The 19,432-nt window shown below is 71.0% G+C and carries 17 protein-coding genes and 4 tRNA genes; 9 read left to right on the forward strand and 12 right to left on the reverse strand.

Features of this window, described 5'->3' with window-relative positions; genetic code table 11:
• The 5 genes from ACGFXC_RS13030 to ACGFXC_RS13050 all read right to left on the reverse strand — a co-directional run.
• A partial coding sequence (locus tag ACGFXC_RS13030) for a DEAD/DEAH box helicase (RefSeq protein ID WP_393712258.1) occupies positions 1 to 1,753 on the reverse strand: 1,753 nt, incomplete at its 3' end.
• A 275-nt stretch (positions 1,754 to 2,028) separates the two neighbouring features.
• A complete protein-coding gene (locus tag ACGFXC_RS13035) occupies positions 2,029 to 2,631 on the reverse strand; it encodes a hypothetical protein (RefSeq protein ID WP_393712260.1) in 603 nt (200 codons plus the stop codon).
• An 86-nt stretch (positions 2,632 to 2,717) separates the two neighbouring features.
• A complete protein-coding gene (locus ACGFXC_RS13040) occupies positions 2,718 to 3,092 on the reverse strand; it encodes a fluoride efflux transporter FluC (RefSeq protein WP_393712262.1) in 375 nt (124 codons plus the stop codon).
• On the reverse strand, positions 3,089 to 3,577 hold the full coding sequence (locus tag ACGFXC_RS13045) for a CrcB family protein (protein ID WP_393712263.1): 489 nt from the start codon (positions 3,575 to 3,577) through the stop codon (positions 3,089 to 3,091). Before ACGFXC_RS13045 ends, ACGFXC_RS13040 begins: the two co-directional genes overlap by 4 nt.
• Complete coding sequence (locus ACGFXC_RS13050; RefSeq protein WP_030225620.1) at positions 3,574 to 3,924, reverse strand: metallopeptidase family protein; 351 nt, start codon at positions 3,922 to 3,924, stop codon at positions 3,574 to 3,576. Before ACGFXC_RS13050 ends, ACGFXC_RS13045 begins: the two co-directional genes overlap by 4 nt.
• A gap of 104 nt (positions 3,925 to 4,028) precedes the next feature.
• Here ACGFXC_RS13050 and ACGFXC_RS13055 point away from each other — a divergent pair.
• The 3 genes from ACGFXC_RS13055 to ACGFXC_RS13065 all read left to right on the forward strand — a co-directional run bounded on the left by ACGFXC_RS13055 (position 4,029) and on the right by ACGFXC_RS13065 (position 4,310).
• Positions 4,029 to 4,101 (forward strand) — tRNA-Glu (locus tag ACGFXC_RS13055).
• A 39-nt stretch (positions 4,102 to 4,140) separates the two neighbouring features.
• Positions 4,141 to 4,214: transfer RNA gene (locus ACGFXC_RS13060), tRNA-Asp, on the forward strand.
• Positions 4,215 to 4,236: 22 nt separating this feature from the next.
• Positions 4,237 to 4,310, forward strand: a tRNA-Phe gene (locus ACGFXC_RS13065).
• A gap of 41 nt (positions 4,311 to 4,351) precedes the next feature.
• Here the strand turns inward: ACGFXC_RS13065 and ACGFXC_RS13070 are convergent.
• From ACGFXC_RS13070 to ACGFXC_RS13080, 3 genes are all read right to left on the reverse strand, one after another.
• On the reverse strand, positions 4,352 to 5,185 hold the full coding sequence (locus ACGFXC_RS13070) for a cytochrome c biogenesis CcdA family protein (protein ID WP_393712265.1): 834 nt from the start codon (positions 5,183 to 5,185) through the stop codon (positions 4,352 to 4,354).
• A complete protein-coding gene (locus ACGFXC_RS13075) occupies positions 5,182 to 5,928 on the reverse strand; it encodes a DsbA family protein (protein WP_393712267.1) in 747 nt (248 codons plus the stop codon). The genes ACGFXC_RS13070 and ACGFXC_RS13075 overlap by 4 nt, the downstream gene beginning before the upstream one ends.
• Before the next feature lie 113 nt (positions 5,929 to 6,041).
• Complete coding sequence (locus tag ACGFXC_RS13080; protein ID WP_393712269.1) at positions 6,042 to 6,410, reverse strand: hypothetical protein; 369 nt, start codon at positions 6,408 to 6,410, stop codon at positions 6,042 to 6,044.
• 111 nt (positions 6,411 to 6,521) lie between these two features.
• Between ACGFXC_RS13080 and hrpA the strand changes: the two genes are divergently transcribed.
• Together hrpA and ACGFXC_RS13090 are read left to right on the forward strand one after the other, a co-directional pair.
• Entirely contained in the window at positions 6,522 to 10,445 is a 3,924-nt protein-coding gene (gene hrpA / locus ACGFXC_RS13085) for an ATP-dependent RNA helicase HrpA (RefSeq protein ID WP_393712270.1), read from the forward strand.
• Between the two features lie 69 nt (positions 10,446 to 10,514).
• Positions 10,515 to 10,588, forward strand: a tRNA-Asp gene (locus ACGFXC_RS13090).
• Positions 10,589 to 11,193: 605 nt separating this feature from the next.
• Here the strand turns inward: ACGFXC_RS13090 and bldC are convergent.
• Both bldC and ACGFXC_RS13100 read right to left on the reverse strand, forming a co-directional pair.
• Entirely contained in the window at positions 11,194 to 11,400 is a 207-nt protein-coding gene (bldC, locus tag ACGFXC_RS13095) for a developmental transcriptional regulator BldC (RefSeq protein ID WP_003949541.1), read from the reverse strand.
• 598 nt (positions 11,401 to 11,998) lie between these two features.
• Positions 11,999 to 12,832, reverse strand: a complete 834-nt coding sequence (locus ACGFXC_RS13100) for a hypothetical protein (RefSeq protein WP_393712272.1) — start codon at positions 12,830 to 12,832, stop codon at positions 11,999 to 12,001.
• A 249-nt stretch (positions 12,833 to 13,081) separates the two neighbouring features.
• On the opposite strand from ACGFXC_RS13100, the gene ACGFXC_RS13105 reads away from it, so the two are divergent.
• Both ACGFXC_RS13105 and ACGFXC_RS13110 read left to right on the forward strand, forming a co-directional pair.
• Positions 13,082 to 14,191 carry a Leu/Phe/Val dehydrogenase gene (locus tag ACGFXC_RS13105; RefSeq protein WP_393712273.1) on the forward strand — a complete coding sequence of 370 codons (1,110 nt, stop codon included), beginning with the start codon at positions 13,082 to 13,084 and terminating at the stop codon, positions 14,189 to 14,191.
• 279 nt (positions 14,192 to 14,470) lie between these two features.
• Entirely contained in the window at positions 14,471 to 14,740 is a 270-nt protein-coding gene (locus tag ACGFXC_RS13110; protein ID WP_393712275.1) for a DUF3073 domain-containing protein, read from the forward strand.
• 102 nt (positions 14,741 to 14,842) lie between these two features.
• Here the strand turns inward: ACGFXC_RS13110 and purM are convergent, their stop codons facing one another.
• Entirely contained in the window at positions 14,843 to 15,913 is a 1,071-nt protein-coding gene (gene purM, locus ACGFXC_RS13115) for a phosphoribosylformylglycinamidine cyclo-ligase (RefSeq protein ID WP_393712276.1), read from the reverse strand.
• Between the two features lie 104 nt (positions 15,914 to 16,017).
• Positions 16,018 to 17,535, reverse strand: coding sequence for an amidophosphoribosyltransferase (purF, locus tag ACGFXC_RS13120; RefSeq protein ID WP_393712278.1), 1,518 nt, complete (start codon positions 17,533 to 17,535; stop codon positions 16,018 to 16,020).
• A 168-nt stretch (positions 17,536 to 17,703) separates the two neighbouring features.
• Here purF and ACGFXC_RS13125 point away from each other — a divergent pair, with 168 nt between their 5' ends.
• Together ACGFXC_RS13125 and ACGFXC_RS13130 are read left to right on the forward strand one after the other, a co-directional pair.
• On the forward strand, positions 17,704 to 17,799 hold the full coding sequence (locus ACGFXC_RS13125; RefSeq protein ID WP_351823933.1) for a putative leader peptide: 96 nt from the start codon (positions 17,704 to 17,706) through the stop codon (positions 17,797 to 17,799).
• 208 nt (positions 17,800 to 18,007) lie between these two features.
• Positions 18,008 to 19,432: a sulfatase-like hydrolase/transferase gene (locus tag ACGFXC_RS13130; protein ID WP_393712280.1), complete on the forward strand. Its 1,425-nt coding sequence runs from the start codon at positions 18,008 to 18,010 to the stop codon at positions 19,430 to 19,432.

The following is a 19,432-nucleotide window of genomic DNA, read 5'->3' on the forward strand; positions in this document are numbered from 1 at the left end:
CGCCACCACGGTTGTCGTCACGACGCTCGCCACCGGAACGGAAACCACCCGACGGACGGTCATCGCGGCGGAAGCCGCCACGGTCGCCACCACGGTTGTCGCGGCGCTCGAAGTTGCCGCGGTCGTCGCGGCGCTCGAAGGTGCGCTCCTGGGCGACGGGCTCGGCCACGGCGGCGACGGCTGCCGCGACCTCGGCCTCGGCGGCCTCGACGGCCTCGGCGACGGCGGCCTCCGGGTCCTCACCGCGCTCGCGGGCGGAACGGGCGACGAGGCGGTCGGCCTCCTCGCGCAGCTCGCCGGCCCGGCGGGTCAGGCGCTCCAGCTGCTTGGTGAGGTCGGCGACCTCGCGCTCGGCCTGCTTGGCGGCGTTGTTCGCCGAGTCGGCCTGGACCTGGGTGAGCGAACGCGCACCGGTGATCTCGGCGACCTCGGGGTCGAACGCGCCGACGCCCTGGACGATGTGGCGCGAGGCGTCGACGCCCGCGTCCTCCATCAGGCGGAAGATCTGACGGCGCTGGTGCGGCAGGGCCAGGGAGACCACGACGCCCGACTTGCCGGCACGGGCGGTACGGCCCGAGCGGTGCAGGTAGTCCTTGTGGTCGCCGGCCGGGTCCACGTTCAGGACCAGGTCGATGCCGTCGACGTGGATGCCGCGGGCGGCGACGTCGGTGGCGACGAGCGCGTTGACGTAGCCGTCCTTGAAGTCCGCGAGGACGCGGGTGCGGGCACCCTGCGTCATGCCGCCGTGCAGCGCGTCGGCCTTCACGCCGGACTCGATGAGCTGCTCGGCGATGCGGTCGGCGCCCAGCTGGGTGCGGACGAAGATGATGGTGCGGCCCTTGCGGGCGGCGATGGCGGCCGTGACCGGCGCCTTGTCCTTCGGCTTCACGACGAGGACGTGGTGGGTCATGGTCGTGACGTTGCCCTGGGCGCTGTCGACCTCGTGCGTGACGGGGTTCGAGAGGTAGCGCTTGACCAGGGTGCCGATCTCGTTCTCCATGGTGGCGGAGAAGAGCATGCGCTGGCCGCCGCCGGGGATCTGGTCGAGCAGCTCGGTGACCTCGGGCAGGAAGCCCAGGTCGGCCATCTGGTCGGCCTCGTCGAGGACGGCGATCTTGACGTTCTCCAGCGAGCAGGCGCCGCGGTTGATGATGTCGCGCAGACGGCCCGGGGTGGCGACGAGGACGTCGACGCCGCGCTCCAGGGCGTAGATCTGGTTGCTCATGGAGGTACCGCCGCAGACGACCTTCATCTTCAGGCCGAGCACGTCGCCGTAGGGCTGGAGGGCGTCCGCGACCTGCATCGCGAGCTCACGGGTCGGCGTGAGGATGATCGCGCGGGGCTTCTTCTTCTCGGTGTGGCCGCCGGCGAGCGAGGCCAGGGTCGGCAGACCGAAGGAGAGGGTCTTGCCGGAGCCGGTGCGGCCACGGCCGAGGATGTCCTTGCCGGCCAGGGCGTCCGGGATGGTCGCGGCCTGGATCGGGAAGGGAGCGGTGACACCGTTCTGGGCGAGCTTGCGGACGATGCCGTCGGGCAGGCCCAGGTCGCCGAAGGTGATGGTGGGCTCCGCGTCGGCCTCGTCGGCGTCGTCGGAGGGGGAGTCGGACGTCACGTCGGCCTCGAGGGCCTCGATGATCTCCTCCGCCTCGATGGCCTCCATGGCCTCGGTGACCGCGAGGGTCTCGGCGGTGACGATCTCGTCGTTGGAGTCGTTCTCGGGCATGACGGAACGGTCAGAACTGGAAATGGACATGCGAAATGCGAAACCTTCCGGAGTCTCGGCACGCGCCCAAACTCCGTGAATCGCAAATCGACCGCCTCAATGCGGTCAGCCACGGCTAGGGAGAGTACGCGCCACACGGCGCTCTTCGGATTCGGCGCCGGGCAATGGGATCAAACGATCTATAACCATACGCACCCTCCTGGGGGTCTGGCAAGTCGCTCCCGCAAAAAACCCGCTGACCTGCGATAACACCCTGGACGTGCGCTGCACTGCGACCCGGACGGACCGGGCGGAACCCGCGCTCCCTACGCCGTCGCGGCGGTCGGGCCGGGGGGCGGCGGGCTCGGCGGAGTGGTGTCCGGCGGGGTGGGTTGCGTCACAGGCGGAGTGGGATCCACCACGGGCGGAGTGGCCGACCCGCCCGACCCGCCCGAGCCGGAACCGGAACCGGAGCCCGGGCCCGGGCCGCCGGAGCCGGAACCCGACCCCGAGCCGCCGGAGCCGGAGCCCGAGCCGCCCGAGCCGCCCCCGGAGGGCACCTGCCCGCCCTGGCCGCCCGCGCCGCCGCCCGGCCCGGCCGACGGCGAGGGCAGCCCCGGCTTCCCGGCCGGAGCCCCGGGGCCGGGTGAGGCGCCGGTCGCGCCGGAGGCCTTCCCGGGCTCACCGGTCTTGCCGTCCTGGCTCCCCGTACCGTCCTTCACGCCGTGCCCGTTGCCGTGCACCCCGGAGCCGTGGCCGGTGGTGGAGCCCTGGGCGGCCCCTCCGGCGTCCTTGCCGCCCACGGAGGAGGCCGGACCCGGCTTCGCGGCGTCCTCGCCGACGCTCATGCACCCGGCCGTCGCCGCGACGGCGAGCGCGGAGACGGCCAGTCTGAGGGAAGCGGACAGGGAAACGGACAAAGGGCGCACGAGGGCACCTCCGGAACACTGCGGCGGGGTCCGCGTTGGGCGGGTCAATGAGCCCAACTCCCTTTACCCCGTAAGAGACACGCCCCTCATGCGAACAGCTGCCGGGCCACCTGCGACCCGAGGTGTACGGCACCCAGCCCGACCAGCACCGATGCCAGGACGTTCGCGGCGGCCAGGAACTTCCAGCCGCGCTCCGCCAGCCGCAGGGTCTCGTACGAGAAGGTCGAGTACGTGCTCAGCGCCCCGCACAGGCCCGTCCCGAGCAGCAGGAGCAAGCGCGAGGAGCCCGCACCCGCCAGCACCGTTCCCGTCAGTGCGCCCAGCAGCAGGCAGGCCGAGGCGTTGACGACGAAGGTGCCCCACGGGAAGACGGAGTCGTGCCGGACCTGCACCGCCCGGTCGGTCAGGTACCGCAGCGGCGCCCCGGCGGCCGCGCCCGCCACCACCAGCAGCCAGTTCACCCGCGCACCCGCCCGCCCGGCGGCCGCAGCGCCAGCCGGGTCAGCGAGGCGGCCGCCCACACCGCGCCCAGGGCGGCCACCACCGTCAGCGCGGCGTAGGCCAGCGCGACCCGGGCCCGGCCCGCGTCGAGCAGCCCCGAGAACTCCACGGCGTAGGTGGAGAACGTGGTGAACCCGCCGAGCACCCCGACGCCGGCGAAGGGCCGCACCAGCGGATGGGGCGCGCTGCGCCCGCCCTCGCCGATCAGCACCATCAGGACGCCGATGAGCGCGCAGCCGGAGACGTTGATCCAGAAGGTGGCCCACGGGAAGCCCCCGGACGCGGCAGGCCACAGCAGGCCGATCCCGTAGCGCGCCGAGGCGCCCAGGGCCCCGCCCGCCGCCACCGCGGTCAGCACCCGGGCCCGCGGCTCGGTCCGCTGGGCCGGCACGTGGAGGTCGACGTCGGGGTCGATGGCCTCGCCCCCCGGTACCGGCCGGGTCACCCGTAACCCAGTGCGTGCAGGCGCTCGTCGTCGATCCCGAAGTGGTGGGCGATCTCGTGCACCACCGTCACCTCCGTCTCGGCGACCACGCTCTCCCGGTCCTCGCACATCCGCAAGGTGGGGTTCCGGTAGATCGTGATCCGGTCGGGCAGCACACCGGCGTACCACTCGCCGCGCTCCGTCAGCGGGGTCCCCTCGTACAGGCCGAGGAGCTCGGGATCGTCGGCGGGCGGCTCGTCCTCGACGAACACGGCGACGTTGTCCATCAGCCGCGTCAGCTCGGGCGGGATGCGGTCCAGGGCCTCTGCGACGAGCTCTTCGAACTCCTCGCGCGTCATCTCCAGCACCCGGCCATTGTCGCTCCGGGGGAAACCGTTTTGGCGATAGCTCCCCCGATCCCATATGCTTCTGACGTCCCCGACGCGCTGCAAAGTGCTACGGCGGGCCTTTAGCCCTCATCGTCTAGTGGCCCAGGACGCCGCCCTTTCAAGGCGGTAGCACGGGTTCGAATCCCGTTGGGGGTACGCAACACCATGTGCGAGACTTGTTCTCGCACAATGCAAGGACCTGTGGAGCAGTTGGTTAGCTCGCCACCCTGTCAAGGTGGAGGTCGCGGGTTCAAGTCCCGTCAGGTTCGCTGAGGCTGGAAACAGTCTCGTGGCTGGGTAGCTCAGTTGGTACGAGCGATCGCCTGAAAAGCGATAGGTCGCCGGTTCGACCCCGGCCCCAGCCACCCTCAAGAAGGCCCCGTCTCCGGACGGGGCCTTCTGCGTGTCACCCCTCCGCCTCCTCCTGCCCGCTCCGGCGCCGGCGGACCAGCCCGTAGCCGGCCGCGCCCGCGGCGACCAGGCCCAGCAGCGCCCAGTCCGGCACCGCGTCGGCCACCGCGCGCACCCGCTCCTCGACGGCGTACGAGTCGTCGACGTCGAGCAGCCCGGGCAGGGCGGTGGCCCCGTCGAAGGCCAGGAACAGCGTCCCCAGGGTGATGAAGAACAGCCCGGACAGCAGCGAGGTCGAGTGCAGTGCGAACCGGCCCAGCCGCAGGGGGCGGCCGCGCAGCCAGCGCCGTCGGCCGAGGTCGTAGCGCTCCCAGAGCAGGGCCAGCAGGAAGAGGGGTACGGCCATGCCCAGCGCGTACACCGCCAGCAGCAGGCCCCCGTACAGCGGACTGCCGCTGACCGCCGCCACCGTGAGGACACTGCCCAGGATGGGTCCGGCGCAGAAACCGGCCAGCCCGTAGACGGCGCCGAGGGCGTACACGGACAGGACGGTGGTGGGGCGGATCCGCCCGGACAGCTCGGTGAGCCGCTTCGGGGCGAAGCCGAGGCCGAGGATCTGGGCCAGGCCGAGCGCGATGATCAGCCAGCCGCCGAAGAGCACGAGTTCCTCGCGGTGGCCGTGGAAGAACCGGCCCGCGTACGAGCCGGCCGCGCCCAGCGGTACGAGCGTGCTCGCGAGACCCGCGTAGAAGATCCCGGTGCGCGCGAGGAGCCGGGTGGGGGAATCGATCGAGTAGGCGAAGAAGGCGGGCAGCAGCAGGGCGCTGCACGGGCTGAGCAGGGCGAGGAGGCCGCCGAGCAGGGCGGCCAGGTATCCGATGCCGGTCACGGGCGGGCCGCCGCGCGGGCCTTGGCGATGGCGGCTTCGAAGGCGGCCAGGGGCTGGGCGCCGGCCAGGGGCGTGCCGCCGACGAGGAAGGACGGGGTGGAGCTGACGCCGATGCGGTAGCCCTCCTCCTGGTCCCGGCGCAGGGCTTCGGCGGCCTGCGGGGAGTCGAGGTCGCGCCGGAAGCGCTCCAGGTCCGGGACGCCGGCCTGCCGGGCCAGCTCGGTGAGGCGGTCCGCGGCGAAGCCCTTCTCCTTGGACCCCTCGGCGTACGCGGCCGTGTGGAAGGCGGCGAAGCGGTCCTGCTGTCCGGCGGCCCAGGCGGCCTTGGCGGCGGCCTCGGAGTCGGCGCCGAAGATCGGAAAGTTGCGCCATTCGATGCGCAGGGTGCCTTCGTCGACGTACTTCTTCACCAGGGCGGGCTCGGTGTCCCGGGCGAACTTGCCGCAGTACCCGCACTTGAAGTCGGAGTACTCGATGAGGACGACGGGCGCGTCGGGGCGGCCGACGGCGAGCTTGTCGCCGGCTTCGCGGCGGGCCAGGGACGCCAGGGCGGCCGCGGGGTCGTCGGCGCGGGGCGCGGAGCCGGCGGCGGAGGCGCTCTCGCGGGAACGCCGCTCCTCGGGGGCGGTGGCCTGCCAGGAGACGAGGCCGAGGGTGATCGCGGCGACGGCGGTGGCGGCGGAGACCACCAGGGGCGTGCGGGACCGCTTGCGGGCGGCGGGCTTGCGGGGCGAAGAGGGCATGCGGGTGCTCCAGTGCTGCGGTGCGGAAGGGAGAAGGGGAGGGACCGGCGGGACCGCTCCCCGGGCCGTCTCTTCCGGATCGTGCCGGTCAGGCACGATCCGGAAGGGACGGCCTAGACCCGCAGCACCGAGAGTTCCACCGGGCCGGGCGCCGGGCGGTCCGGGCCGCGGACGTGGACCCGTACGTGCGCCGGTGCGTACGGGCGCCGCACCGCGGCCGCGGCCGCGCCGGGCGGCAGCTGCGCGTGCCCGTCGCCGGCCCGGACCGTCACGGCGGGGACGGCGCCGTGGCCGGGGGCGCCGGGGGAGCAGGAGGGCCCGCGCTCCTGGACGGCCGCGACGGCGGGGCCCGCGGGGCCCGCGGCGGGGGCGTGCGCGGCCGCCGGGGCCGGGGCGGCCGCGGCGGGGACGGCCGCGGCCGTGCCCAGCAGCAGCGCGAGCACGGCGGCCAGGAGGCACCAGACGCGACGGCGGCGGGACACGGCGGGCTGCCTCTCACTTGCGCAAACGGGGGGACTCGTCCCGAAATGGTACGGGGAGGGGCACAAATGCGTTCGCCACCCGCCGCGCCCAGGTGAGATCCTCGACCAGGTATGTCTACTTCCTTCGCCGCCCTGCAGACGCTTCTCGGTGAGATCTCCCTCCGTGACGCGCACCGCCTCGGCCGCCGCCTCGAAGGCGCCCGCCGCATCCGCAAGCCCGAGGCCAAGCAGGCCGTACTCGACGAGATCGCCGCGGAGGCCGCCAAGGCCGCCGAGCGGCTCGCCGGGCGCGCCTCGCGGATGCCGGAGGTCACGTATCCCGAGAACCTGCCCGTCAGCCAGAAGAAGGACGAGATCGCCGAGGCGATACGCGACCACCAGGTCGTGATCGTCGCGGGCGAGACCGGCTCCGGCAAGACCACGCAGATCCCCAAGATCTGCATGGAGCTGGGGCGCGGCGTCCGGGGCATGATCGGACACACCCAGCCCCGCCGGATCGCGGCGCGCACGGTCGCCGAGCGCATCGCGGAGGAGCTGAAGTCCGAGATCGGCCGGACCGTCGGCTGGAAGGTCCGGTTCACCGACCAGGTGGACCAGGACGCCACCTTCGTGAAGCTGATGACGGACGGCATCCTCCTCGCGGAGATCCAGACGGACCGCGAGCTGCGCGCGTACGACACGATCATCATCGACGAGGCGCACGAGCGGTCGCTGAACATCGACTTCCTGCTCGGCTACCTGGCCACCCTGCTGCCGAAGCGCCCCGACCTCAAGGTGATCATCACCTCGGCGACGATCGACCCCGAGCGCTTCTCCCGGCACTTCGGCGAGGCCCCGATCGTCGAGGTCAGCGGCCGGACGTATCCGGTGGAGGTCCGCTACCGGCCGCTCCTGGAGGAGGACTCCGAGGACGCGGACCGCGACCAGATCACCGCGATCTGCGAGGCCGTGGACGAGCTCCAGTCCGAGGGACCGGGCGACATCCTGGTCTTCCTTTCCGGTGAGCGCGAGATCCGCGACACGGCCGACGCCCTGGAGAAGCGCAAGCTGCGCCTGACCGAGGTCCTCCCCCTCTACGCGCGCCTCTCGCACGCCGAGCAGCACCGGGTGTTCCAGCAGCACACGGGCCGGCGGATCGTGCTGGCGACGAACGTCGCGGAGACCTCGCTGACGGTCCCCGGCATCAAGTACGTGATCGACCCGGGCAGCGCCCGCATCTCGCGCTACAGCCACCGCACGAAGGTGCAGCGGCTGCCGATCGAGCGGATCTCGCAGGCCAGTGCCAACCAGCGCAAGGGCCGCTGCGGCCGTACCAGCGACGGCATCTGCATCCGGCTGTACTCCGAGGACGACTTCCTGTCGCGGCCGGAGTTCACGGACGCGGAGATCCTGCGCACCAACCTGGCCTCCGTCATCCTCCAGATGACCGCCGCCGGTCTGGGCGAGATCGAGAAGTTCCCGTTCATCGACCCGCCGGACCACCGCAACATCCGGGACGGCGTGCAGCTGCTCCAGGAGCTGGGCGCGCTGGACCCGTCGGAGAAGGACCACAAGAAGCGGCTCACGCCCATGGGCCGCCAGCTGTCCCAGCTGCCCGTGGACCCGCGGCTGGCCCGCATGGTGGTGGAGGCGGACAAGAACAACTGCGTCCGCGAGGTGATGGTCATCGCGGCGGCCCTGTCGATCCAGGACCCGCGCGAGCGGCCCTCGGACAAGCAGACGCAGGCCGACCAGAACCACGCCCGGTTCAAGGACGAGACCAGCGACTTCCTCTCCTTCCTGAACATGTGGCGCTACGTCCGCGAGCAGCAGAAGGAGCGCGGCTCGTCCTCGTTCCGCCGGATGTGCAAGCAGGAGTACCTGAACTTCCTGCGGATCCGGGAGTGGCAGGACATCTACGCGCAGCTGCGCACGGTCGCCAAGACGATGGGGATCCACGTCAACGAGGCGGACGCGGCCGAGACGAACATCCACATCTCGCTGCTGGCCGGTCTGCTGTCGCACATCGGCCTGAAGGACACCGACAAGAACGAGTACCTGGGGGCCCGCTCGGCCAAGTTCGCGGTCTTCCCGGGGTCCTCGCTGTTCAAGAAGCAGCCGAAGTTCCTGATGTCGGCGGAGCTGGTGGAGACCTCGCGGCTGTGGGCGCGGGTCAACGCCAAGGTGGAGCCCGAGTGGGTGGAGCCGCTCGCCGGGCACCTGATCAAGCGCACGTACAGCGAGCCGCACTGGGAGAAGGACCAGGCGGCGGTGATGGCCTACGAGAAGGTCACGCTGTACGGGGTCCCGATCGTGGCCCAGCGGAAGATCAACTACGGCCGGATCGACCCCGAGGTCTCGCGCGAGCTGTTCATCCGCAACGCGCTGGTCGAGGGCGACTGGCGCACGCACCACAAGTTCTACGCCGACAACCGCAAGCTCCTCACCGAGGTCGAGGAGCTGGAGAACCGGGCCCGGCGCCGGGACATCGTGGTCGACGACGAGACCCTCTTCGACTTCTACGAGCGGCGGATCCCCGAGCACGTGGTCTCGGGGGCGCACTTCGACTCCTGGTGGAAGCACAAGAAGCACGAGGAGCCCGAACTCCTCGACTTCGAGCGCGAGATGCTGCTGACGGAGAAGGCGGCCGGGGTCACCAAGGCCGACTACCCGGATTCCTGGCGGCAGGGGCAGCTGAAGTTCCGGGTGACCTACCAGTTCGAGCCGGGCGCGGACGCGGACGGCGTGACCGTCCACATCCCGCTCCAGGTCCTGAACCAGGTCACCGACGAGGGCTTCGACTGGCAGATCCCCGGCCTGCGCGAGGAGGTCGTCACGGAGCTGATCCGCTCCCTGCCGAAGCCGGTCCGCCGGCACTACGTACCCGCGCCGAACTTCGCGGGCCGCTTCCTGGACACGGCGGTGCCGCTCCAGGAGCCGCTGCCGGTCACCCTGGCGCGGGAGCTGCACCGGATGGTCGGTGTCCCGGTCGCGGCCGAGGACTTCGACCTGAGCCGGATCCCGGAACACCTGAAGATCACCTTCCGGATCGTCGACGAGCGCCGCAAGAACCTCGCCGAGGACAAGGACCTGGAGGCCCTGCGGCTGCGCCTGAAGCCCAAGGCCCGCCAGGCCCTCTCCAAGGCGGCCGCCGCCACCGCCGAGCGGGCGGGCGGGGAGTCGCTGGAGCGCACCGGGCTGACCGACTGGACCATCGGCACCCTGACCAAGGTGTTCGAGACCCACCGGGCGGGCCAGCCGGTGAAGGCGTACCCGGCGCTGGTGGACGAGGGCACGAGCGTCTCGGTGCGGCTCTTCGACACGGAGGTCGAACAGCAGCGGGCCATGTGGCTCGGCACCCGCAGGCTCATCCTCCTCAACATCGCGGTGAACCCGGCGAAGTTCGCCTCGGACAAGCTCGGCAACCAGCAGAAGCTGGCATTGTCCAGGAATCCGCACGGCTCGATCCAGACGCTGTTCGACGACTGCGCCACGGCGGCGGCCGACAAGCTGATCGCCGATCACGGAGGTCCGGCGTGGGACGAGGCCGCCTTCCGCAAGCTGTTCGACGCGGTGCGGGCCGATCTGGTGGACACGACCGTACGGACGGTCTCCCAGGTGCAGCAGGTGCTGGCCGCCTGGCAGGCCTGCGAGCGGCGGCTGAAGGCCACCAACAGCCTGGCCCTGATGGCGAACACGGCGGACGTGAAGGCCCAGCTGGCGGCGCTCGTGCCGGCCGGGTTCGTGACCCTCACCGGTCTGCGCCGGCTCCCGGACCTGATGCGCTACCTGGTGGCGGCGGACCGGCGGCTCCAGCAGATGCCGACGGGTGCGCAGCGCGACACCACGCGCATGGAGAAGGTCCACGAGATGCGGGACGAGTACCTCTGGCTGCTGGAGCAGTTGCCGAAGGGCCGTCCGGTCCCGGAGGCGGTCACCGAGATCCGCTGGATGATCGAGGAACTGCGGGTCAGCTACTTCGCCCACGCGCTCGGCACGGCGTACCCGATCTCGGACAAGAGGATCGTGAAGGCGGTCGACGCCCTCGCCCCGTGACCGGGTTCGACCGCACCCCCTGAGCTGCTGTACAGTGGCATTCGCAGCCGGGCAACCGGCCGCGAACGAGGACCTGTGGAGCAGTTGGTTAGCTCGCCACCCTGTCAAGGTGGAGGTCGCGGGTTCAAGTCCCGTCAGGTTCGCAGAAACGTCAGGGCCCGCATCCCGCAAGGGATGCGGGCCCTGACGCGTTGTCGGGTGCCGTGGGGCCGGGGCGCGGGCCCGCCGCCGGCCACCTCCATGATCATCACGTTGCCCCGAAGGGCTCAGGAGCCCCTCCGCGGGCCGTTCCCGCCCCCGGGGCACTCGGGGGCGGCCACCGCCCCGGCAGGCGCTCCAGACCCCCTCCAGCGACTCCGGCTGACATGTCCCCCGAGGGTGGAAAATCCCCCGGCCGCGCGCGGCGCTCTGCACCGGAGATCCCCTTACGGGGCGCAATGCCGGATGTACAAGAGTTATCAGCTGTGACGGGAGTCACCACACGAGTTTTTGAGACGCGTACGTTTATCGGACTCCTACGCCCACTCGATTTAATATGTGCAATGGCACCTCCGCCGGCGGCCTGCACCCTCCCCCGCCGGACGCCACCCCTCCGGGCATAAAAAAGATCGCGCTGGACCCGGCGGAGTCCAGCGCGATCGACGGTAGTGAGCCTGTTGGGGCAGGCCCCACCGCATGAAGCCATGTGGGTTTCATCGGATTGGGGGACCCGATTCGAACCCGGTTAATGCAGGGGTGATGCGGGACCTCAGGCCTCGCTGCGCTGCTGCGGAATTCCCGCGAGCAGTGCGCGGACCTCAGCCTCGCGGTAACGGCGGTGTCCACCCAGGGTGCGGATGGACGTGAGCTTGCCAGCCTTGGCCCAGCGGGTGACCGTCTTCGGGTCCACGCGGAACATCGTGGCAACCTCAGCCGGGGTCAGCAGCGGCTCGGCATCAGGGGTGCGAGCGGTCATGAGCGGCCTCCTCGGGAGAACCGAACCATCTCGGTTCTTTCCTCTAAATTCTGCACCTTGGCCCGCGTTGCCCGAAATGGACATACGCAGGCCGAGTCGGTTATAGGACGAACGGCTTGTCCTCGGCACTACAACTACACCATCCGTCCAGCCCCAAGGGCCAAACCGATGGAATTGCCCTCCGAGGTGTTCATCAGCGGCGGAAGCCGATGGACCGCCCCATAACGGACAGTCACCCCACTGTGACGATCAGTCACAGAGCGATCAGGAGTCGTCAGACCCCCCATAGAGTGCAATACCGAGCATTCCGCCCTTAGTTGGGCGGAAGGAACCCTCCCCGGACTCCTTGTCCTATTTTGGCACGAGGGTAGGGGAAGGGCGCAAGGGTGTAGATAGTGCGGTCCGTCACGCTTGGGCCAATGGCCCGTATCGGGACGTAGGTCCTGGAACTAAGACCCCAATGTCGTGATCAAGCCCCTGATCTGCGGGTTGTGACCGATCGGCTGATGACAACCGATACGGGCGATACGCACACCGTCCGAACGGGGGTGAGACCACGGTCACACCATGCCTCATCCGCCCGTTCACGAACAGAGGCTCAGTTCGCGAACAGTCTTTCCCTGACCGCCCGCCAGCGCAGCGCCAGTTCCCCGTACACCTCGGAAGCGGCCTCCGGCTTCCCGTCGCGCAGGGCCGCGATCCCCTCCGCCAGGTCCCGGGCCGTCCGGTCCCCCTCCAGGGCCTCGGCGGGCAGCGCGTGCAGCAGGCCGCCGTAGTCCAGTTCGACCATCGACCGCGGATGGAACTCCTCCAGCCAGCTGCCGACGTCCACCAGCCCCTCGGCCAGCTGCCCGTACCCCTCCGCCGCGCGCAGGATCCGCAGCCCCCGGGCGAGCCGGCGCCGGGCCTGGACCATCGGCGTCCGGTAGCGCAGCCGCTCGCCCGGCACGTACTCCCGCTCCTCGTCCGCGACCAGCACGAACCAGCGCAGCGGCACCTGCCACACCCCCGTACGGATCCACGGGCGCGCGTCGGGGTTGCGGCCGCGCCACTCCTCGAACTCCGCGGCGGCCCGGCGGCGGGCCGCCGCGGGCAGGGCCGCGTCCAGCACCGGCGGGGGAAAGGAACCGGCCAGCTCCCCCAGCGCCAGCCAGCCGCGCAGCCGGGTCCGCCACGGGCACACCAGCAGCACCCCGTCGACCTCCGCCGTGAAGGCGTCCGCGCTCTCGTGCGGCGGTACGCCGACCACCGGGACCCGCACCAAGTCGGTGAGCGACCGGCGCAGTTCGTCCTGGGCCGTCGGGGCGGTCCCGCGCCGGGCGTAGCCGGCCCAGTGCGTGCGCTCCGGCTCCGCGAAGGCCGCCAGGGGTTCGTAGACCCGCAGGTAGGAGGCGTACGGCACGACCGGGAGGGAGCGCGAGGATTCGTTCACGCTCCCGTACTCCCCCTTTTCGGCGCCCGGTTCACCTCCGGAGCGCCACGGCCGTGGGAACGGGTCCCGCGGGGCCCGCGCGCGGCCGCTCCCCGGGGTTTGCGGGCGGGGCGTCACACGGGAGTGTTCCGATCCCCGGACAGGGGACGCCCGGGCGGCCCGCAGGTCTTACTCTGCTCCAAGCAACGCCCTCCCCCACCCGCAGGGCGGGCGTCCTTCCGCCGCATCTCTTCCATGGGAGTCACCACCGTGACCGAAATGACCGACGGCGTCCTGCACACCCTGTTCCGCAGCGAACAGGGCGGCCACGAGCAAGTCGTGCTGTGCCAGGACCGAGCGTCAGGCCTCAAGGCCGTCATCGCCATCCACTCCACCGCCCTGGGTCCCGCCCTCGGCGGCACCCGGTTCCACGCGTACGCCTCCGACGAGGAGGCCGTCCGGGACGCGCTGAACCTCTCGCGCGGCATGTCGTACAAGAACGCCCTCGCCGGTCTGGACCTCGGCGGCGGCAAGGCCGTGATCATCGGCGATCCGGCCACCCTCAAGAGCGAGGAACTGCTGCTGGCCTACGGCCGGTTCGTGGAGTCCCTCGGCGGCCGCTACGTGACGGCCTGCGACGTCGGCACCTACGTGGCCGACATGGACGTCGTGGCCCGCGAGACCCGCTGGGCCACCGGCCGCTCGCCCGAGAACGGCGGCGCCGGCGACTCCTCGGTGCTCACCGCGTTCGGCGTCTTCCAGGGCATGCGGGCCAGCGCCCAGCACCTGTGGGGCGACCCGACCCTGCGCGGCCGCAAGGTCGGCGTGGCCGGGGTCGGCAAGGTCGGGCACCACCTGGTGGAGCACCTGCTGGCGGACGGCGCCGAGGTCGTGATCACGGACGTCCGCGCGGAGTCCGTGCGGACGGTCCTCGACCGGCACCCCGGTGGCAAGGTCGGCGCGGTCCTCGACACGGAGGCGCTGATCCGGACCCCGGGTCTGGACATCTACGCCCCCTGCGCCCTCGGCGGCGCGCTGAACGACGCGACCGTGCCGGTCCTCACCGCCACCGTGGTGTGCGGCGCGGCCAACAACCAGCTCGCCCACCCCGGCGTCGAGAAGGATCTCGCGGACCGCGGGATCCTCTACGCGCCCGACTACGTGGTCAACGCGGGCGGGGTCATCCAGGTCGCAGACGAGCTCCACGGCTTCGACTTCGACCGCTGCAAGGCCAAGGCGGCGAAGATCTTCGACACCACCCTGGCGATATTCGCACGTGCGAAGGCAGACGGGATTCCGCCGGCCGCCGCGGCGGACCGGATCGCCGAACAGCGGATGGCCGACGCGCTCGCCGCGCGCGCCGCGGCCCGTACGGCCTAGGCATCCCGGAGGGGCCCGTCGGGGTGCGGCGAGACGGAACTCACTGCACTTCGGCGGGTCGTGAGCCAGGAAAGCGTTAAAATCGCAGCTGACCAGCGAGTACGGGGTGTCCCGCTGGTTCTGCGACGAGGCGTGTCATGCGGGCGGCGTACCGTATGGCCCCGGAAGCAGGTACCGTTAAACCCCTACGGACGGTCTCTCCACGGAGAGCCCGCTCCGAACCATGAACGCGTGTCAGACTCTGGGGCCGTCGAGCCCCGTCACCGAGGGGGTCGAGCCATGGGGCGCGGCCGGGCCAAGGCCAAGCAGACAAAGGTCGCCCGCCAGCTGAAGTACAACAGCGGCGGGACTGACCTCTCGCGTCTGGCCAATGAGCTGGGCGCATCGCCGACAGAGCCGCTGCCTATCAGCGCGCCGGTCGAAGTCGATGACGATCAGGACGATGACGACGACGACCCGTACGCCAAGTACGCGGCTCTGTACAACAGCGATGACGACGAGGACGAGGACGAAGAGTCCGGTCCGTCGGCGCAGCGTCGCGGGGCTTGACGCGGAGTAACTCCGCAGCGGGTTTCACCGCCCGCGGCTCCCACACTCGTCAACACCGAAACCCGGCCCAGGGCATTGCCCCGGACCGGGTTTCAGTGCTGCTCAGACCGCGTACGAACCGGTGAGGGTCGCGCCCTCGGTGTGCTCGCCCCGGTCCAGGATCTCGCCGGCCACCCAGGCGTCGACGCCCCGGTCGGCCAGGGCGGTCAGCGCCACCTCGACCGATTCCTGCGGGACCACGGCCATCATGCCGACGCCCATGTTCAGGGTCTTCTCCAGCTCCAGGCGCTCGACCGAGCCGGCCTTGCCGACCAGGTCGAAGATCGCACCGGGCGCCCAGGTCGACCGGTCGACCGTGGCGTGCAGGTGGTCCGGGATGACCCGGGCCAGGTTCGCCGCGAGGCCGCCGCCCGTGATGTGCGAGTAGGCGTGGATCTCGGCCGTGCGCGTGAGGGCCATGCAGTCCAGCGAGTAGATCTTGGTCGGCTCCAGCAGCTCCTCGCCGAGGGTCCGGCCGAGCTCCTCGACGTGCTGCTCCAGGGCCATGCCGGCCCGGTCCAGCAGGACGTGCCGGACGAGCGAGTACCCGTTCGAGTGAAGGCCGGACGAAGCCATCGCGATGACGGCGTCACCCGTACGGATGCGATCGGCGCCGAGGAGGCGGTCGTACTCGACGACGCCGGTGCCCGCGCCCGCCACGTCGAAGTCGTCCGGGCCCAGCAGGCCCGGGTGCTCGGCGGTCTCGCCGCCGACCAGGGCGCAGCCGGCGAGGACGCAGCCCTCGGCGATGCCCTTCACGATGGCCGCGACACGCTCGGGATGCACCTTGCCGACGCAGATGTAGTCCGTCATGAAGAGCGGCTCGGCACCGCAGACGACGATGTCGTCCATGACCATCGCGACCAGGTCGTGGCCGATCGTGTCGTACACGCCGAGCCGGCGGGCGATGTCGACCTTGGTGCCCACCCCGTCGGTGGCGGAGGCGAGCAGCGGGCGCTCGTAGCGCTTGAGGGCGGAAGCGTCGAAGAGACCGGCGAAACCGCCGAGGCCGCCGAGGACCTCGGGGCGCTGCGTCTTCTTCACCCACTCCTTCATCAGCTCGACGGCGCGGTCGCCCGCTTCGATGTCCACGCCTGCGGCTGCGTAGCTGGCACCGGTGGTCTTCTCTGTCATGACAGGAGAGAGCTTTCGTGTCGTTACTGCGTGTGGTGCCGGGCCCTGGGAAAAGCCTCTGAAGACAGGGCCCGGCGCAGGTGGAACCGGGTCGTGGGGACCGGCTACGGGCGACGGAGCGCGTCGGCCGCGTCCGTACCGCCCGCGAGCTCGGACTCCAGGAGCTGCTTGCCCAGGAGCTGCGGGTCGGGCAGCTCCATCGGGTACTCGCCGTCGAAGCAGGCCCGGCAGAGGTTGGGCTTCTGGATGGTCGTCGCCTCGATCATCGCGTCGAGCGAGATGTACGAGAGCGAGTCCGCGCCCATCGACGTGGCGATCTCGTCGACCGTCATGCCGTTGGCGATCAGCTCGGCCCGGGTGGCGAAGTCGATGCCGAAGAAGCACGGCCACTTCACCGGCGGGGAGGAGATCCGGATGTGGACCTCGGCCGCACCGGCCTCGCGGAGCATCTTCACGAGGGCGCGCTGGGTGTTGCCGCGGACGATCGAGTCGTCGACGACCACCAGGCGCTTGCCCCGGATGACTTCCTTGAGGGGGTTGAGCTTGAGACGGATGCCGAGCTGGCGGATCGTCTGCGAGGGCTGGATGAAGGTCCGGCCGACGTAGGCGTTCTTGACCAGGCCGACTCCGAACGGGATCCCGCTGGCCTCGGCGTAGCCGACGGCGGCGGGCGTGCCCGACTCCGGAGTCGATATCACCAGGTCGGCGTCGACCGGGGCTTCCTTGGCGAGGCGCCGGCCCATCTCGACGCGCGAGAGGTAGACGTTGCGGCCGGCGATGTCGGTGTCCGGGCGCGCCAGGTAGACGTACTCGAAGACACAGCCCTTGGGCTTCGCTTCCGCGAAGCGCGAGGTGCGCAGGCCGTTCTCGTCGATCGCGATGAGCTCGCCCGGCTCGACCTCGCGGACGAAGCTGGCGCCGCAGATGTCGAGGGCGGCGGTCTCGCTCGCGACCACCCAGCCGCGCTCCAGGCGGCCGAGGACCAGCGGGCGGATGCCCTGCGGGTCACGGGCGGTGTAGAGGGTCCCCTCGTCCATGAAGACGAGCGAGAAGGCGCCCTTGACCTTCGGGAGGACCTTGGTGGCCGACTCCTCGATGGTCAGGGGCTTGCCGTCCTCGTCGGTCTGGCCGGCGAGGAGGGCGGTGACCAGGTCGGTGTCGTTGGTGGCCGCCACCTGGGTGGCGCGGCCGTCCTGACGGGGCAGGTCCGCGACCATTTCGGCGAGTTCGGCGGTGTTCACCAGGTTGCCGTTGTGACCCAGGGCGATGGAGCCGTGGGCGGTCGCGCGGAAGGTCGGCTGGGCGTTCTCCCAGACGGAGGCTCCGGTGGTCGAGTAGCGGGCGTGACCGACCGCGATATGACCCTGGAGCGAGCCGAGGGAGGTTTCGTCGAAGACCTGGGACACGAGGCCCATGTCCTTGAAGACGAGGATCTGGGAACCGTTGCTCACAGCGATGCCCGCGGACTCTTGTCCGCGGTGCTGCAGTGCATACAGTCCGAAGTAGGTGAGCTTGGCGACCTCTTCACCCGGAGCCCAGACACCGAAGACGCCGCAAGCGTCCTGGGGGCCCTTCTCACCGGGGAGCAGGTCGTGGTTGAGTCGTCCATCACCACGAGGCACGGCTCCGAGTGTAGGCGAGATCGACCACTGGTCCGAATTGGGGACGCTCGGGAAAAGTCACAGTGCGGACAGTCTGGTTACCCGTGCGGAGGGTGACCGGGCGGGCGTCTCGGCATCCGGAATGCCCTGGTTGACAGGTGCCTGTGGGTTCGTACAGGCTTCCGGCTCATGCAGCCCCTCGGTGACCGAGCCGTCACCCTCGTCGAGCGCCGGCACGTGGACCTGGTCCGTGTCGCGAGCGCCATCTGTCGTAGCTGCGCGTAGTTCCCCCGCGCGCTGACGCGCGCCGTTCCCCCCGCGTCCGGATCCAGGCGGCGTTTTCCGTCGCCACGAACGCCGTTGTGGCGTTCCGTGCCCCGCGTCCGGCCGGTCCCCGGCCCTTGCCTCCCCTCCCGTCCAGGCCTGTCCCGTCGTGCCGTGCGCCGTCCCGCGCCGCCGCGGGCGGGCCGACGGGCCATGCCCTGGAGTAGTCGTGTCTTCGTACGAATCCCCCCTGTCCCGGCGTGCCTTCGGCGGCGCCGTCACGGCGAGCGCGGCGGCCGCCGCGGTCGGGCTCGGCGCGAGCCCCGCCGCCGCTTCCGAGAGCCCCTCCGCGCAGTCCGGGGAGCGGGAGTTCCGGGCCGCGCGGGAGCGCCGTTCCCGGCGGCCGAACATCCTGTTCATCCTGGGCGACGACCTGGGCTGGGCCGACCTGTCCTCGTACGGGTCGCCGCACATCAAGACCCCGAACCTGGACCGGCTGGCCCGCCAGGGGGTGCGGTTCACCGACGCCTACTCGGGCTCCGCGACCTGCTCGCCGACCCGCTTCAGCCTGTACACGGGGCGCTATCCGGCCCGCACCAAGGGCGGCCTGGCCGAACCGATCGCCGACAGGTCGGCGGGCCTGGAGCCGAGCCATCCGACGCTGGCCTCGCTGCTGAAGGAGGCCGGGTACGCCACCGCCCTGATCGGGAAGTGGCACGCGGGCTACCTGCCGGACTACAGCCCGACCAAGTCGGGCTGGGAGGAGTTCTTCGGGAACTTCGGCGGGGCGCTGGAGTACTACTCCAAGCTGGGCCTGGGCGGCGAGTACGACCTGTACGAGGGCGACGCCGAGTACGAGGACCTGCGCTACTACACGAGGATCATCACCGAGCGGGCGAGCGAGTACGTCTCCCGCGACCACCACGGCAAGCCGTGGCTGCTGAACCTCAACTTCACCACCCCGCACTGGCCGTGGATCGCCGAAGGGGACACGAAGGAGAGCGCCGAGGTCGTCCGGCGGATCAAGGCGGGCGACCGGCAGGCGCTGTGGCACCAGGACGGCGGCTCCGTCGGGAAGTACAAGCAGATGGTCGAGGACCTGGACCGGTCGGTCGGCGAGGTGCTGAAGGCGCTGAAGCGCTCCGGGCAGGAGGAGGACACCGTCGTGGTGTTCTCCAGCGACAACGGCGGCGAGCGCTTCTCCTACAACTGGCCGCTGTCGGGCAACAAGGCCTCGCTCCAGGAGGGCGGGATACGGGTGCCGAACATCGTGCGCTGGCCCGCGCGGCTGGACGGCGGCCAGGTCAGCCGGGTTCCGGTGTTCAGCCCGGACTGGACGGCGACGCTGCTGGAGCTGGCCGGGACCCGGCCGCACCGCGCGTACCCGCTGGACGGGGTGAGCCTGGCCGGGTACCTGCTGCGCGGCGAGGAGGTGGCGGAGCGCAACCTGTTCTGGCGGGTGCGCGGGGAGCGGGCGCTGCGCCGGGGCGACTGGAAGTACTACCGGGGCAGGTCGGGGCGCGACCAGCTGTTCAACCTGGCCGGGGACGTGCGCGAGCAGGCCGACAAGGCGGCCGTGGAGCCGGCCCGGCTGGCCGGACTGCGGGCCGCCTGGGAGAAGACGGACGCCGGGCTGCTGCCGTACCCGGCCTGA

It is taken from the genome of Streptomyces sp. NPDC048507 (assembly GCF_043199995.1).
In the GTDB taxonomy this organism is placed as follows: Bacteria; Actinomycetota; Actinomycetes; order Streptomycetales; family Streptomycetaceae; genus Streptomyces.